Origin of the sequence: Nocardia brasiliensis (assembly GCF_011801125.1) — a bacterium.
Classification (GTDB): domain Bacteria; phylum Actinomycetota; class Actinomycetes; order Mycobacteriales; family Mycobacteriaceae; genus Nocardia; species Nocardia brasiliensis_C.
Genome location: NZ_CP046171.1, coordinates 926,569 through 941,631, shown reverse-complemented (window position 1 = coordinate 941,631; position 15,063 = coordinate 926,569). Strand labels below are relative to the sequence as shown.

Below are 15,063 nucleotides of genomic sequence, written 5' to 3'. Positions count from 1 at the left end.
CTCGAGTCCCCGTCACTGAATGTTGACGTCGACGCTGGCCGGCAGGTCGATGCGCATCAGCGCGTCGACCGTCTTCGGCGTCGGGTCGAGGATGTCGATCAGCCGCTTGTGCGTACGCATCTCGAAGTGCTCGCGCGAGTCCTTGTACTTGTGCGGCGAACGGATGACGCAGTACACGTTCTTCTCGGTCGGCAACGGCACCGGGCCGACGACGCGGGCCCCGGTACGGGTCACCGTCTCGACGATCTTGCGTGCTGACGCGTCGATCGCCTCGTGGTCGTAGGCCTTGAGCCTGATGCGGATCTTCTGTCCCGCCACGCTAAGTGTCCTTTTCTCCGCTTTTACCTTCGTGATCCGGAAGCTGGCTTCCGTACCACCCTCTATTTGCACAGCCCGAACACACGAAGACGTCTCACGTGAGACCGCGATCAAGCACGCATGCTCGATCCTCGCCGCTGTTCATCTGTCATGGTTCTCCGGTCCACGCGGTCGGGCGTGTCGCCCATCCGCTCATTCCTCGGCCCGGATCGAACTTCATCTCAGGCCTGGAACAATGTCCCGGACGTACCCACGCCGGTCTCCCAGCGAGGTACACGATTTGGTGCTCACTCGCCTCGCCCGGCCATCCCGTCTCGCTCGGAAACAGGCACGGCCCGGTGCAAGGCAACCCGAACAGTATGCCCGACGTGCTCAGTGACATCAAATCCGACCCCCCACACACCGGCTCCAGTCCGACCACCCCTGGTCAGAGCACAAAAACAGAAAGTGGCGGCGCACACTGGACGGACCGAACTTACTCCACAGTAAGATGTCCGCATGACGAAAGAGACCGCGACCTACCGCGGCTGGAAGAAGCTGCCGGACAATCGGCTCGGCCACACGCTGTTCTCGCTGGGCATGGTGGTGCGGGTGCCGTACTTCGGCACGGTGCTGCCGAACGTGGTGCGGCTCGAACCGGGCCTGTGCGAGGTGACCTCGCCCAAGTGGTTCGGCATCCACAACCACCTCGGCACCTTCCACGCCATCGCGGCGTGCAACCTGGCCGAGGTCGCGATGGGCATGCTGAGCGAGGCGACCGTGCCCGCCACGCATCGCTGGATTCCGAAGGCGATGAACGTGCAGTACCTGGCCAAGGCCGAGACCGGACTGCGGGCCGTCGCGAAGCTGGCACAGGTCCCCGATTTCGCGACCATCACCGAGGGACAGAACCTGACGGTCCCGGTGTCGGTCTACGACAAGCACGGCGTCGAGGTCGTGCACGCCGACATCACCACCTGGGTCACCCCGAAGTAGTCCGCCGCGCCTGGCCTCACCTACCGACAGGGCTCGACGCGGCGGGCAGCGGATTCAGCAGGGCAGGGCACGGTCGTCGGCGGCGAGCGCACCGAGCACCGCGGCCGAGGCGCGCGAATCCGCCAGCATGCCACCGTGATCGGCACGGTCGGCCGGGCAGCCGTCCTGCAGCCAGATATTGCGATCGGCGCCGGTCGGCGCCGCCAGTAGCGCGGTCTCCTGCGGGGTGACCACCGAGTCGGCGCGGGAGGCGATGGCCGTGTACCGGACACCGGGCACGGTCTCGCCCCCCGCGTTCAACCGGTTGAGCAGAGGTGACCCGACCACCTGCTGCTGCCCCGGAGCTCCGAAGACCTGCGCCGCGATCTGGGCGTTGCTCAGGCCGACCGAGGCCAGGTCGGGATAGTTGGCGCGCAGCCCGTCCCAGGTCGAACCCCGATACGGGGTGCCGAGGGTCACCACCTGCGCGACGGCCTCGGCACCGTGCGTGCGCAGGTACTGCCGGATCATCGTGCCACCGGTGGAGTGCCCGACCAGGGCAACCTGAGCGGCGCCGGTGTCGTCCCGCACGGCCTGCACGACATCACCGAGGTCGTTCGCCATGCGATCGATATCGGCGACGCCATAGATGGTGCGGCCGAGCACCGCGGCCCCGACCGGGCCGATACCCGTTGTGCTGGAACCGGCTTGGCCGCTGACCACGTCACGCAGGGCGGGTGCGGCACCGATGTTCGCCGCGTAGACGCAATAGCCTTCCCCGCGCAACAGCGGCGCGAGCAGCGCGAAGCTGCTCACCGCGTCGGTGCCGGAACCGTGCACCAGCACCACCGGCTGCGGCCGGGCCTGCGCCGGACGGCAGGCCGCCTCGTTCGCGCCGCCGAGCACGGGAAAGACCGGTGCGGCCGTCGCGGCCGGGGCGGCGAGCAACATCGTGCAGGCAGCCGTGAACATCAGGCCGGCGATCCGCGCGGCCTGTCTGCGAAACCACATGTCAAATTCCCAACGGAGCGGCCAGGGTCGGCCAGGAGTTCTTGAACGCTTCTTCCCAGTAGCCCCAGGAATGGGTGCCGTCCGGGTGGATGTCATAGGTCGCCGGAATACCGAGGGAATTCAGGCGGGCCTGCATATTGCGTGAGCAATAGTTGGTCGCCGCCTCGATGGCGCCACCCTTGATGAGTTGTGCCGCGAATCCGTCGACGCCGGGCAACGAATATTTACCGTTCAGCTCGTCGTATTTTCCGGGGATGCCACCGCCGCTGGAAATGTAAATCGATTTCCCGCGCAATCCCTCGGCCTGTACATAGGGATCATTGGCGGCCCAGCGCGGATCATCCGGCGGGCCGTACATATTCGCCATCCTCGCCCACCCCCACGCCTCGACCGTGAGCTGGACGAACTGCTGGCCGACCGGATCGCTGATCTGCGCGCAGCCGCTGTAGGCGGCGACACTGGCGTACAAGTCGCCGGTGGTAGCGGCGAGCGCGAGGGTGGTGGTGCCCGCCATGGAGAACCCGGCGAGCGCGTTGCGGCCGCTGCTGCCGAAGTACTTGTCCGCGATCGGCGGCAGTTCCCTGGTGAGGAACGTCTTCCACTTCTGCTTGCCAAGCCGCTCGTCGTCGCGCACCCAGTCCGCGTAGTAGCTGAACTGCCCGCCGATCGGCGAGACCACATTGACGTTCTTCGGCGAAAGGAACTCCATCACATCGGTTTCGGTCGCCCAGGTGACGCCGTCCTCGCCACCGCCCGCACCCTGCAGCAGATAGAGCACGGGGCGTGCCACGCTGGTGTCGAACGCGCGCTGCATATCGACCTGGATATCCCGCTCCATGGCCGCGGAATGAATTGTCAAAGTCGCCCTGCGCGCATCGTGCTGCCGCACCGCGACAATCGAGGATTCCGCAGGCTCGGCCTGCGCCGGTGTCGAAATCACCGCCGTGGCGAAGGCTCCGACCGTGACCGCGAGCACACCAAGCCAGCGGAGGTAGCTGCCTCTCATGATTCCCCTTCTCCAGAACACGAAACCGCCCGTGTTCCTGAGCCAGGCTAGCTTGCGGCACAACCACTTTCACGCCTGGAGTTGCTGGGCCAACAATTCTGGGGGCAGGGTCGAAAAGCAATTGCCGGGACGCTTTTATTGCATGTCGCCGACTTATCGCGAGACCCGAATTCCGGGGCCCCGATGGGCGGGGGCAGTTGCGCCGGTGCGGCCGTAACGGATTGAATGCCTGCATGGGTGTCAGCGCGGGCGGAGAAGTCGACGTTTGTGTGGTCGGGCTCGGCCCGACCGGCCGGGCACTGGCGCATCGCGCGATGCGGGCCGGGCTGCGCGTGACGGCCGTCGATCCGCGCCCGGACCGACTGTGGCCGCCGACCTTCTCCTGCTGGGTCGACGAACTCCCGCAGTGGCTCCCGGCGAGCGCCATCGCCAGCCGGATTCCGACGCCGACGGTCTGGACGACGACCGAACGCCGGATCGACCGGCCCTACTGCGTGCTGTCCAAGACGGGTTTGCGCGACGCGCTGCCCCTCGACGACGCCACCGTGCTCGCGGACCGGGCCACCAGCGTCGGTGCGCATCGCGTGGAACTGGCCGGGGGCGCGACGCTCACCGCCGCAACGGTTTTCGACACCCGCGGCCTGCCCACGCTCGGGCAGCGCAGGGCCGCGAGCGCGCACGGCATCTTCGTCGCCGCCGAAACGGCCGCGCCGATGGTCGCCGATCAGGAGGGCCTGCTGCTGGACTGGCGGCCGGAGAACGGCGCTGGCCCCGACGAGCCGCCGTCGTTCCTCTACGCGGTGCCGCTCGGGGACGGCACGGTGATCTTCGAGGAGACCAGCCTCGGCCTGCGCGGCGGCATGCCACAGCACGAGTTACGCAGACGCACGCTCAATCGCCTTGCCGCGCACGGCATCCAACTCACCGGCAGCGAACCGCACGAGGCCGCGCACTACCCGCTCGATCAGCCGCCGCCGAAGCGGGGCACCGCCGTCGCGGTGCCGTTCGGCTCGCGCGGCGGCATGATGCACCCGTGCACCGGCTACAGCGTGGCCGATTCGCTGGCGCTGGTCGACACCGCGGTGGCCGCCGTGCGGGCGGGCCGCGACCCGGTGGCCGAACTCTGGCCGCGCCGAGCCAGGTTGGTGTACTGGATGCGGATGCGCGGACTGTACGGGCTCGGCCGGCTGACCACCGAACAGTCCATCTCGATGTTCGACGCGTTCTTCAGCGCCTCCCCGCGCGGGCAGCGCGCGCTGCTGTCCGCGCACGACGACTACGCCGCCCTCGGTGCGGTGCTGTTCAACACGGTCGCGCACACCTGGCCGTTCCGATGGCGCTACGACCTGGTCGGCTGGACGCACCGCAACCGGTGGCTCGGTTACGACTTCGATCAGGCGCCGGTCTCGGCGGCCCGGCGGTAGCCCCGGATCGCCGGGTAGGTGCACACCACGATCAGGCCGACGGTCCACAGCAGCGTCTTCATCAGCGGCTCGGCGACCGGTCCACCGTAAGACAGCCCGCGCATCGCGTCGATCGCACAGCTCATCGGCTGGTTCTGCACCGTGGACTGCAACCACATCGGGTAGGCGAAGGCCGGCGCGAAACCGGTGTTGAAGAACATCAGCAGGGTGTTGATGATGCCGATGACATTCACCAGCATCACGCCCTCGGTGATGGTCGCCAGCGCGGTGACGAGCACCGCGAACGCGACACCGAACAGCACCGGGATGCCGATCAGCGCCAGACCCGCGAGCGGCCCGTTGAGGAATCGGAACCCGAGCAGCAGGCCGACCCCGATGACGAACAGCGTCGTGACGAGCACGCGCACCGCCTCGGCGAGCAGCCGCCCGGTCAGCCCGGCGGCCCGGTGGATGGGCATGGTCCAGAACCGGCCGAGCAGGCCGGTCATCTTCTCGCCCTTAAAACCCAGCGCGCTCACCACCGCGCCGGACATGGCCGCGACCAGCGTCAGCAACGAGACCTGCGCGTAGATGCTCGGCTGATGCGTGAAGCCGGAGATCGACCGGCCGAGCACGATCTGGAACATCCACAGCGTCAACGCCGGATAGACCAGCGTCTGGATCGTGGTCGCGGGGTCGCGCGCCCACACCAGCAGCAGACGCTTGCACTGGATCAGGCTGTGCGTCGCCCAATTGGCCAGCGCGCTCTCGGGTTTCGCCGTCACCTCGGGCAACGGCGTCTTCCACGTGCTGTGCTCGGCGTCGGCCTGTGCCGAGGTCGTCTCCGCGAAACTGGTCATGACCGCCTCACACTCGCCCAGATCGCCAACGGGATGAACACCAGCGCGAGCCCGCTCACCCACACCAGGGGCACCCACAGCACCTGCCAGGTCACCCCGTCGGCGGCCATGTCGCGCAGGGCGAAGGAGAACTGCGAGATCGGTTGATTTCGCACGAACCCGCGAATCCATTCGGGGAACTTGTCTTCCGGCACGAACCCGCAGGAGAGCATGCCGAAGATCAACGTCGGCAGGGTCAGCGCCTGGCTCAGCGATTCCGGGCTCTTGGTCAGGCTGCCGAGCGCGTCGGCGCCGAGCGCCAGCGTGGTGCCGATCGCCAGTGAGAACGCGCAGAACAGCGCGGCCTGGCCGAAGCCCGCGACGAACCGGAAGCCGATCAGGTAGCCGAACAGCAGCGCCGCGACGAGCGAGGTGACCGAGCGCACCAGCCCGGCCGCGATCCGCGCGGACAGCGGAACCAGCATGCCGATCGGCATGGTCTGCATGCGGGTGGTCAATCCGGTGAGCGCCTCGAAGGCCGACAGCTGCGCGTTCGACATCATGGTGAACGCCATCGTCTGCAACACGATGATCGGCATGACGTACTGCGCGTAATCGATGCCTTGGTATCTCATCACCAGGCGCAGCGGCAGATAGAAACCGAGGGTGAACACCAGCGGCGTGATCACCGCGACGACCAGTTCCCCCTTGGTCGCCATGGTCCGGACGATGCGACCGGTCAGCGCGCGCCACTGGGCGAACGCGGACAGCTTGGCCTCGGGCAAGTCAGCGAACAGCATGGCCGCGCCCGCCTCGGGCGCCGCGGCGGTGGCAGTGCTCACGGCTTGCCGCCCGCGTGGCCGGTGATGGACAGGAAGACATCGTCGAGCGATGGCCTGCGCAGCGCGATGTCGGCGAGCGGGATGCCCGCGCTGTCCAGCCTGCGCAGCGCCTCGGTGAGGGTGGCCGCACCGTCGCGCGCCGGGATGGAGAGCCGGTCGTTGCCGTTCAGATCGGCGAGCACCGCGGCGGGCACCAGATCGCCGAGCGCGTCCGCGGTCAGTTGCAGTTTGGTCGGATCCAACGGAACCACCTCGCAGTAGCTGCCGCCGGTCTTCTCCTTGAGCTCGTCGGCGGTGCCCTCGGCGATCACCGTGCCCTTGTCGATGACGATGATGTTGTCGCTGAGCACGTCGGCTTCCTCGAGGTACTGCGTGGTGAGCAACACCGTGATGCCTTGAGCCTTGAGCGCGTTCACCAGATCCCAGACGCCTTGGCGGCTGCGGGGATCCAGACCGGTGGTCGGCTCGTCGAGGAACACCACCTCGGGCCGCACCACCAGACCGCAGGCGATGTCGACGCGGCGGCGCATACCGCCGGAGTAGTTGCGCACGGCCCGACGGCCCGCGCCGACCAGATCGAATTCCTCGAGCAGGGTGTCGGCCCGCTTACGCGCGACCGACTTGCTCAGACCCATCAGCCTGCCGAACAGTTCCAGGTTCTCCCGGCCGGACAGGTTCTCGTCGAGCGCGGCGTACTGGCCGGTCATCATGATCGAACGCCGCACCCCCGCCGGGTCCTTCGCCACGTCGTGCCCGGCGACGACCGCGGTACCCGAGTCCGGGCGCAGCAGGGTGGACAGGATCTTCACCATCGTCGTCTTGCCCGCGCCGTTGGGGCCGAGGATGCCGAGTACGGAGGCACGGTCGGCGACGAAGCTGACGCCCTGCAGTGCGTGCACGTCCCCGAACGACTTCCGGACATCCGCCACACGGACCGCTGGCTCATTCGCACGCAGATCTGCTTGGTTCAAGCTCGGCATCAACTCTCCACTATCGGCAATTACGGCGATTCTCGGTCGCCGGAGCGCGCGCGTATACGTCCCGAATGGTGATCCGTAGCGCTGGGCGTGATGTTACCGGTCTGCGGGGTTCCGGCCGGGCCGCCCGCGCAGTACCCAACTGGACCGTCTGCTAATTGTGTCCTTACTCACATTCACCCCTCCCGATCCGGCGGTGACGCGATCGGCCCTGGTGGGCCACGTCAAGGGCAGCGAGGTGGCGACAAAGACGCCTTTACGGCCCGACGCGGCGACCATAGTCTGCTAATCGGGGGAACACTCACTCGTGCGCGGCGGCCGCCGGTCCGTACGCCGATTTCGACACTGCGAGAGGTGATCATGGCCGAGTCCGCGCAGCCCCGGGTGGCAGCGCAGCCGGGAGGATCGGGCCGACCGAACGTGCTGACGTCCTACGACCCGCGCACCGGCGAGACCGTCGGAAACTACGCCATCATGGGCGCAGGCGAGATCAACCGAAACGTCCGAGCCGCGCGCTCGGCCGAAAAATGGTGGGCCGAACTGGGATTCAGCGGTCGCAAGCGCTGGCTGCTCGACTGGAAACGCGATATCGCACGCCGCGCAGGCGAATTGGTCGAGATCCTGTCCGAGGAAACCGGAAAGCCGGAGGCCGACGCGACGATCGAGGTGATGCTCGCGGTCGAGAACCTCGACTGGGCCGCGCGCAATGCCGGTCGCGCGCTCGGCAGGCACAAGCTCGGGTCGAGCTGGCTCAGTCGCAACCAGCGCGCCTCGGTGGGTTACCTGCCGCTCGGCGTCATCGGCGTGCTCGGGCCATGGCACAACCCGGTGTTCACGCCGATGGGTTCGATCGCCTACGCGATGGCAGCGGGCAACGCGGTGGTGTTCAAGCCGCACGAGCTGACCACGGGCACGGGCGTCTGGCTGGCCGAGAGCTGGGCCAGACTGGCGCCGAATCAGCCGGTGCTGCAGGTGGTTACCGGCGACGGCGGCACCGGTAACGCGCTGTGCCGAGCCAAGGTGGACAAGATCGCCTATGCCGGTTCGGAATCCGGCGCCCGCGAGGTGATCGCGCTGTGTACCCAGACGATGACGCCGGTGGTGGTCGAGCGCAGCGGCAAGGGCAGCATGGTCGTGCACGTCGACGCCAAACTCGACGAGGCAGCGCAGGCAGCGGTTTTCGGCGCGATGGCCAACGCGGGACAGAACGCCACCGGCATCCAACGCGCCTACGTGGCCGAGTCGGTGTACGAACCGTTCTTGGAACTCGTTGCGGCCCAGGCGCGCAAGCTGCGCCCCGGCGCGGACAAGCGGGCGTCGTACGGTCCGATGATCCTGGAGTCTCAGGTCGAGGTGGTGCGCAAGCAGATTCGCGACGCGCTCGCCCGCGGCGGTCGCGCCGTGGTCGGCGGCCTCGACTCGATCCGCGAGCCCTACATCGAACCCGTCGTGCTCACCGAGGTACCGGAGGACAGCACGGCGATCACCGGCGAGAGCATCGGCCCCGTGCTGATCGTCAACAAGGTGACCGGCATGGACGATGCCGCCCGGCGCATCAACGCGGTGGGCACCGACATCGCGGTCTCGGTGTTCACCAGGGACGTGCACGAGATCGAGCAGTTCGCCGAGCAACTGCGGGTCGGCGTGGTGACCATCAACTCCGCATCGGCCTACGCGGGCATTCCCGCGCTGCCGTTCGGCGGCGTCGGCGAGTACGGGCAGGGCCACAGCCACGGCGATCAGGGATTACGCGAGTTCAGCCATACCCTGGCCATCGCCCGCAAGCGCTACAAGGCGCCGGTCGACCTGTCCACCTTCGACCGGCATCCCCGGCATCTACGGCTGGCCAGAGCCATCTTCCGGTTGCGACACGGCAGAGCCGCCTAGCAGCACCGCCTCCATCAGCGCGGTCACGCGGGCGAGTTGGGCTGGGCGCGAGTCGAATCGGATCAACCGGCCGACGTCGATCACCTGACCGATCGCGGCGTGCACCCGGAAGCGCGCCTCGGTCGGGTCGCCGTCGAGCAGGTTGGCCCACTCCAGCACGTTCTGCCGCTGGATCGCGCGCAGCTTGTGCTGTTCGGCCGGAGGCAGGTTGCTGAACTCGGCGTAGTAGACCGGCATGATCTCCGGCATCTGGAAGGTGAGCCGAGCCTGCCGTTCGGCGATCCGGCGCACGGCGTCCGCGCGGCTGGTCGCCTCGGCCAGCGCCTCGGTGATCGCGAGCGCGACCCGATCGCCCGTCCGATAAAACGCGGCGGCGAGCAGATCGGACTTGCTCGCGAAGTAGCGGTACACGCTAGAGGCGTTGATGCCGACGGCGGCGCCGATCTCCTCGATGCTCGCCTCGTGGTAGCCCTGCCTGCCGAAGATCCGGATCGCCTCGGTGAGCAGCTGTTCGCGTTTCGAGGAGACCGGCAGGCCGCGGGTGACCGGGCTCGGCTCGGGTTCCGGCGGCGCGGGCGGCAGCTCGGCGCGCAGGATCGCCCACGCCATCTCACGCAGCAGCGGCAGCAGCCTGGCCCCCGACAGCGCGCTGCGATGCGCGGAGATGCTGGCGATCGCGCTGAGCACGGCGGCGGCCAGCATCGCGACGTCGGCGGGCGGACTCTCGGGGCGCAACTGTTCGATGGGCGCGGCGAGGGTGGCGTTCAGGTCGTCGTAGATCTCGCGGATCCGGATCCGATCGTCGCGTTCCAGGTAGCGCCGCTCCCAGCGGTACAGCCCGGCCTCGCGGCGGATGTCGATGGTGTGTTCGCTGATCGCCCTGATCAGCGCGTCCAGCCGGGCGGCGGGCTCGAGCCGCGCATCGTCCGCGGCCCGCGCGACGTTGAGCAGGTGCCGCGCCCCCTCCTCCGCCGCGGCGACCAGCAGCGCGTATTTGTTGGTGAAGTGCCGGTACAGCGCGGGACCGGAGATGCCGACCTCGGCGGCGATCTCGTCCACGCCGACCGGGTAGTACCCGCGATCGCTGAAGGCGCGCGCGGCCGCCCGGATGATCTGGACCTTGCGATCCTTGGGCCTGCGGCGCACGGTTCCGGCATCGGGCCGCGCGGAAGCGAGGCCGACCTCGCTGCGTTCGGCCACCATGCACCTCTCCGTTCTGCCACGCCGCCGGTTGACAGCGCCCGACAATGGAACCTAAGTTAACCACAATTCGCAAAGTTAACCAGTATTCATGGCACGATAGCCGCAGAGTTGCAGCGTAGGAGCGAACATGAGCGATACAGATTCCGCGGCCGTGACCGCATCCTCCGCGCCCGTCTCGGGCTTCTCGGCGGTGCGGGACGGCAAGGTCCTGCGGGTGACCCTCACCAAACCGAAGCGCAAGAACGCGGTGGACTACGACACCATGGTCGCGCTCGGCGACACCATCGCCGCGGCGGCCACGGACCGGTCCGTGCGGGTGATCCTGCTGACCGGCGAGGGCGGCGACTTCTGCACCGGCGCCGACCTGTCCACCTCGGTGGCCGAGGCACAGCGCGGCATCACCCCCGAGATGACGATGGACGCGGCCAACCGCCTGGTGAAGTCGATCGTGAACGCGCCGATCCCGGTGGTGGTCCGGGTGAAGGGCGCCGCAGCGGGTGTCGGCGTCGGCATCGCGCTGGCCGCGGACCTGATCTACGCCAGCGAAGAGGCCTACCTGCTGCTGGCCTTCATCAACATCGGGCTGATGCCCGACGGCGGCGCGGCCGCCATGATCGCGGCGGCCGCGGGCCGCACCGTGGCGGCGGAGATGGCGCTGCTCGGCGAACGCCTGCCCGCGCCGGCCGCGAAGGCGGCCGGACTGTTCACCGCGGTGGTCCCGGAGGCCGAACTCGACGCGAAGGTGGAGGCCGCGGTCGCCAAACTCGCCGCGGGCCCTCGCCGCGCGCTCGAGCTGACCAAACAGGCACTGAACCAGGCGACGCTGACCTCCCTCGACGCCGCGCTGGCCGCCGAAAAGTCCGGGCAGAGCGAACTTTTGACCTCCCCGGACTTCGCCGAGGGCGCCACCGCCATGTTGACCAAGCGCAAGGCCGTCTTCGCGGACTGATCAGCCACGCGGCCCGTGCCGAACCGGGGTCTGGACTGCAGACCCACCACGACCGATGAGCTATGTTGATCGGCTATGAGCTACCTGGTTACCGGGGCAACTGGGTTCATCGGTCGTTTTCTCATCCCCGAGCTGCTGAAACGCGAGGGTGACATCCATGTGCTGGTCCGGCCGGGCCTCGAGTCCGCCGACCGGTTCACCTGCTGCGCCCGGGAATGGGACGGCGGCGATCGGGTGCGAGCGGTGCGCGGCGACCTCGGCGCCCCCGGCCTCGGCATCGATCCGAGCTGGCTGGCCGAACACCGCGGCTCGATCGAGCATGTCTTCCATCTGGCGTCCAGTTACGACCTGGCCGAGCGCGGCGACGGCACCAAGCATCTGGTCGACGTCGCGGAGAGCCTGAAAGCCGGTCTGCTGCATCATGTCTCGACGGTGGAGATCGCAGGCACGACGCAGGGCCGGTTCACCGAGGACATGTTCGACGAGGGCCAGGAGCTGACCACCCCGACCCAGCGCGCCAAGTTCGACGCCGAACGGATCGTGCGCGAGTCGGCCCTGCCGTGGCGGATCTATCGTCCCTCGATCGTCATCGGCCATTCGCGCACCGGCGAGATCGACCGGATCGACGGCCCGTACCACTTCTTCCGGCTGCTCCGGATGGGCGCACAGCTGCCGCGCATCCTGCCGGTGCTGGTGCCCAAGCTCGGCGAAACCAACATGGTCCCGGTCGATTTCGTCGCTCGTGCGCTGGATCACCTCGCGCACCGGCCGGGCGCGGACGGGCAGACCTATCACCTGATCGATCCGCGCAGGCAGGGCGTTGCCGAGGCGCTCAACCTGTTCGCCGACGAGGCGGGCGCGCCGCACCTGGTCGAGGTGATGCCGAAGCGCGCGTTGGATCTGGCCCTACAGGTGCCCGGCGCGAGCTGGCTGCTCCCCCGCGTCGGCGTACCCCGAGAGGTGCTGGCGCACAGCGAGTTCAGCTGCTGGTTCGATTGCCGCAACACCACCGCCGCCTTGGCGGGCACCGATATCAAGGTGCCGCCGCTGGCCGGTTACGCCCCGCTCATCTGGAAGTACTGGATCGAGAACTGGGTCGTCTGAAGGGCTTTCACGCGCCGGTGATCGTCAGGTAGATCAGCGCGACGTTGAGCGCGGAGATGATGGCCGCGATCAGCCAGGCCAGCGCCGTGGTGACGCGATGGTTGACGTCCGCGCCCATCAGCGCGCGATCGCTGGTCAGGCGCACCAGCGGGATCAGCGCGAACGGGATGCCGAACGAGAGCACCACCTGCGAAATGATCAGCGCGCGAGTGGGATCGATGCCGACGGCGAGAATCACCAGCGCCGGGATCAACGTGACCAGTCGACGCACCATCAGCGGGATGCGCCTGCGCAGCAGGCCCTGCATGATCATCGCGCCCGCGTAGGCGCCCACCGAGGTGGAGGCGAGTCCCGAGGCGAGCAGGCCGATGGCGAGCAGCAGCGCCGCGACCGGGCCGAGCACATCGCCGACGGCGGTGTGCGCGTCCTGCAGCGTCTCGACCTCGCGGCCGCGCAGCGTCTTCGCGGCCATCAGCAGCATCGCCAGGTTCACCGTGCCGGCGAGCAGCATCGCGAGCAGCACATCGACTTTGGTGACGCGCAGCAGCCGGGCCCGCAGCGGTCCCGGCTCGGGGTGCCCGTGTCGATCCCGGGCGAGGCCGGAGTGCAGGTACACCGCGTGCGGCATGACCGTCGCGCCGATCATGGCCGCGGCGAGCAGCACGCTCTCGGCGCCCTGGAAGCGCGGCACCAGTCCGCCGATCGTGCCGCCCGCCGACGGCGGCGCGATGAACACGCTGGCCAGGAAGCCGATCGCGATGATGGCGAGCAGACCGGTGATCACCCGCTCGAACGGCCGCTGGCCGCGCCGGTCCTGCACCAGCAGCAGGCCCATCGAGACCACGCCGGTGATCACACCGCCGACCAGCAGCGGCAGGCCGAACAGCAGGTTCAACGCGATCGCGCCGCCGACCACCTCGGCCAGGTCGGTCGCCATCGCGACGGTCTCGGCCTGCCCCCAGTAGGCAAGGCGGGTCGCTTTGCCGGACCGGTCGCGCACCGCCTCCGGCAAGGACAGGCCGGTCACCAAACCCAGCTTGGCCGAAAGGAATTGCACCAGGCCCGCCATCACGTTGGCCATCACGATGACCCAGACGAGCAGGTATCCGAACTGCGCGCCCGCGCTGATGTTCGAGGCGACATTGCCGGGATCGACATAGGCGATCGCGGCCACGAAGGCGGGGCCGAGCAGCAGGCTGGCCGCCCTGGCGCGTTGGGTGGCGGATCTGGCCGACTCGGCCAAGGTGGTACTCACAGAACAGAATTTTACGGGTTCCCGAACTTTTTCGTTAGAGGTACCCATAAAAGCAGACCACCCGGTCATGCCTGTCGGACATAACCGGGTGGTCGGTTGGTATTTGCCGAGCTACCTCAGATGCCGAGGCCCCGGGCGAGGACCGGCCAGGACAGTTGGAACTCGTCGCGCCAGTAGCCCCACGAGTGGGTGCCGCTGTTGCGGAAGTTGTAGGTCGCCGGGATGCCCAGCGAATCCAGCTTGTTCTTGAGGTTGTTGGTGCAGAAGTTCGTGCCGGCCTCGATCACGCCGCCGATGATGATCTGGTTGGCCAGACCGTAGGCGCCAGGGAGCGCGTACTGACCGTCCAGCGTGTCGTACTGGCCGGGCAGGCCGTTGCCAGTGGAAATGTAGAGGTCAAGGCCGCGCAGACCCTCGGCGTGCACGTAGGGGTCGTTGGCCACCCATTCGGCCGAACCCTGTGGGCCCCACATGTTCTCGGTGTCGCCGCCACCCCAGGTCTCGACGGTGAGCTTGACGAACTCCGAGCCGACCGGGTCACTGGTCTGCGCGCAACCGCTGTAGGCCGCGGCGGCCTTGTACAGGCCGGGCTTGGCGATCGGCAGCGAGAGCACCGTGGTGCCCGAGGTGGACAGGCCCGCGATCGCGTTCACGCCGTTGGTGCCGAGCGCACCGTCGACCAGCGGCGGCAGCTCCTCGGTGAAGAAGGTCTTCCACTTGTTGCGCCCGAGCGTCGGGTCGTCCTTGATCCAGTCGGTGTAGTAGCTCCACTTGCCACCGATCGGCTGGATGACGTTGACGTTCTTGTCCGACAAGAACTTCAGCGCGTCCGTCTTCGCCTGCCACGAGGCGTCGTCCTGGCCGCCGCCCGCGCCGTTGAGCAGGTACAGCGTCGGACGCGGCACCGAGGCATCGGCCGGGCGCTGCACGTCGATGATGACCTTCTGGTCCATCGCCGCGGAGTACACGTACAGCCGGATGTTGCGGTCGTCCTTGTACTCGGCCTTGGTGATCTTCGAACCGTCGGGGGCGGTCGGGTTGGCCAGCAGACTCTTCCCGTCGATGATCGGATCAGCAGCCGACGCGGTGGTCACGCCCAGACCGGTCATCACGCCCGCAAGGACCGCTGTTGCCGCGATCGCCGCCGCGGCACGTAGACCGCCGCGCCGAGTCTGTCGACGTATCAATTTCGCACCTTCGCTTCGTCTCGAAATGTCATCTGCATGCCCCACGCGCCGGCGAGCGTGCCCTGGACACACCTCCGCCAGACCATACGGCCTATGTAGTCGCGCGAACAGGGGTCATCGTTACCGCA

14 protein-coding genes are annotated in these 15,063 nt (G+C 68.0%); 5 read left to right on the top strand and 9 right to left on the bottom strand.

The features are described 5' to 3' along the window. Positions 1-12: 12 nt before the first annotated feature. The gene (rpsJ, locus tag F5X71_RS04310; RefSeq protein WP_003938093.1) at positions 13-318 is read right to left on the bottom strand and encodes a 30S ribosomal protein S10; all 306 of its coding nucleotides are present in this window, start codon (positions 316-318) and stop codon (positions 13-15) included. A gap of 498 nt (positions 319-816) precedes the next feature. Here rpsJ and F5X71_RS04305 point away from each other — a divergent pair, with 498 nt between their 5' ends. Beyond that, positions 817-1,293: a hotdog fold domain-containing protein gene (locus F5X71_RS04305; protein WP_167460765.1), complete on the top strand. Its 477-nt coding sequence runs from the start codon at positions 817-819 to the stop codon at positions 1,291-1,293. Between the two features lie 54 nt (positions 1,294-1,347). On the opposite strand, the gene F5X71_RS04300 is transcribed toward F5X71_RS04305, so the two are convergent. Then, the gene (locus tag F5X71_RS04300) at positions 1,348-2,283 is read right to left on the bottom strand and encodes an esterase/lipase family protein (protein ID WP_167460764.1); all 936 of its coding nucleotides are present in this window, start codon (positions 2,281-2,283) and stop codon (positions 1,348-1,350) included. A 1-nt stretch (position 2,284) separates the two neighbouring features. Continuing rightward, entirely contained in the window at positions 2,285-3,289 is a 1,005-nt protein-coding gene (locus F5X71_RS04295; RefSeq protein WP_167460763.1) for an alpha/beta hydrolase, read from the bottom strand. 233 nt (positions 3,290-3,522) lie between these two features. Here F5X71_RS04295 and F5X71_RS04290 point away from each other — a divergent pair, with 233 nt between their 5' ends. Next, positions 3,523-4,713, top strand: coding sequence for a lycopene cyclase family protein (locus F5X71_RS04290; RefSeq protein ID WP_167460762.1), 1,191 nt, complete (start codon positions 3,523-3,525; stop codon positions 4,711-4,713). Here the strand turns inward: F5X71_RS04290 and F5X71_RS04285 are convergent. Genes F5X71_RS04285 through F5X71_RS04275 form a run of 3 tightly spaced genes read right to left on the bottom strand, consistent with a single transcriptional unit; the run spans position 4,683 to position 7,353 of the window. Then, positions 4,683-5,552 (bottom strand): ABC transporter permease, encoded by an 870-nt coding sequence (locus F5X71_RS04285; protein ID WP_167460761.1) that lies wholly within the window; start codon positions 5,550-5,552, stop codon positions 4,683-4,685. The genes F5X71_RS04290 and F5X71_RS04285 overlap by 31 nt on opposite strands. After that, entirely contained in the window at positions 5,549-6,331 is a 783-nt protein-coding gene (locus F5X71_RS04280; protein ID WP_167466208.1) for an ABC transporter permease, read from the bottom strand. The genes F5X71_RS04285 and F5X71_RS04280 overlap by 4 nt, the downstream gene beginning before the upstream one ends. A gap of 38 nt (positions 6,332-6,369) precedes the next feature. Beyond that, positions 6,370-7,353, bottom strand: coding sequence for an ATP-binding cassette domain-containing protein (locus F5X71_RS04275; protein WP_167460760.1), 984 nt, complete (start codon positions 7,351-7,353; stop codon positions 6,370-6,372). 357 nt (positions 7,354-7,710) lie between these two features. Between F5X71_RS04275 and F5X71_RS04270 the strand changes: the two genes are divergently transcribed. Next, on the top strand, positions 7,711-9,237 hold the full coding sequence (locus tag F5X71_RS04270; protein ID WP_174817220.1) for an aldehyde dehydrogenase family protein: 1,527 nt from the start codon (positions 7,711-7,713) through the stop codon (positions 9,235-9,237). Here F5X71_RS04270 and F5X71_RS04265 read toward each other — a convergent pair. Further along, a complete protein-coding gene (locus F5X71_RS04265) occupies positions 9,187-10,440 on the bottom strand; it encodes a TetR/AcrR family transcriptional regulator (protein WP_167460759.1) in 1,254 nt (417 codons plus the stop codon). The two genes, F5X71_RS04270 and F5X71_RS04265, sit on opposite strands and share 51 nt — an antisense overlap. Before the next feature lie 127 nt (positions 10,441-10,567). Between F5X71_RS04265 and F5X71_RS04260 the strand changes: the two genes are divergently transcribed. Then, the gene (locus tag F5X71_RS04260; protein WP_167460758.1) at positions 10,568-11,389 is read left to right on the top strand and encodes an enoyl-CoA hydratase; all 822 of its coding nucleotides are present in this window, start codon (positions 10,568-10,570) and stop codon (positions 11,387-11,389) included. Positions 11,390-11,464: 75 nt separating this feature from the next. Further along, the gene (locus tag F5X71_RS04255; RefSeq protein WP_167460757.1) at positions 11,465-12,493 is read left to right on the top strand and encodes an SDR family oxidoreductase; all 1,029 of its coding nucleotides are present in this window, start codon (positions 11,465-11,467) and stop codon (positions 12,491-12,493) included. Between the two features lie 7 nt (positions 12,494-12,500). On the opposite strand, the gene F5X71_RS04250 is transcribed toward F5X71_RS04255, so the two are convergent. Both F5X71_RS04250 and F5X71_RS04245 read right to left on the bottom strand, forming a co-directional pair. Next, positions 12,501-13,736 (bottom strand): Nramp family divalent metal transporter, encoded by a 1,236-nt coding sequence (locus F5X71_RS04250; protein ID WP_167466206.1) that lies wholly within the window; start codon positions 13,734-13,736, stop codon positions 12,501-12,503. Between the two features lie 128 nt (positions 13,737-13,864). Next, on the bottom strand, positions 13,865-14,857 hold the full coding sequence (locus tag F5X71_RS04245) for an alpha/beta hydrolase (protein WP_167466205.1): 993 nt from the start codon (positions 14,855-14,857) through the stop codon (positions 13,865-13,867). Positions 14,858-15,063: the final 206 nt, after the last annotated feature.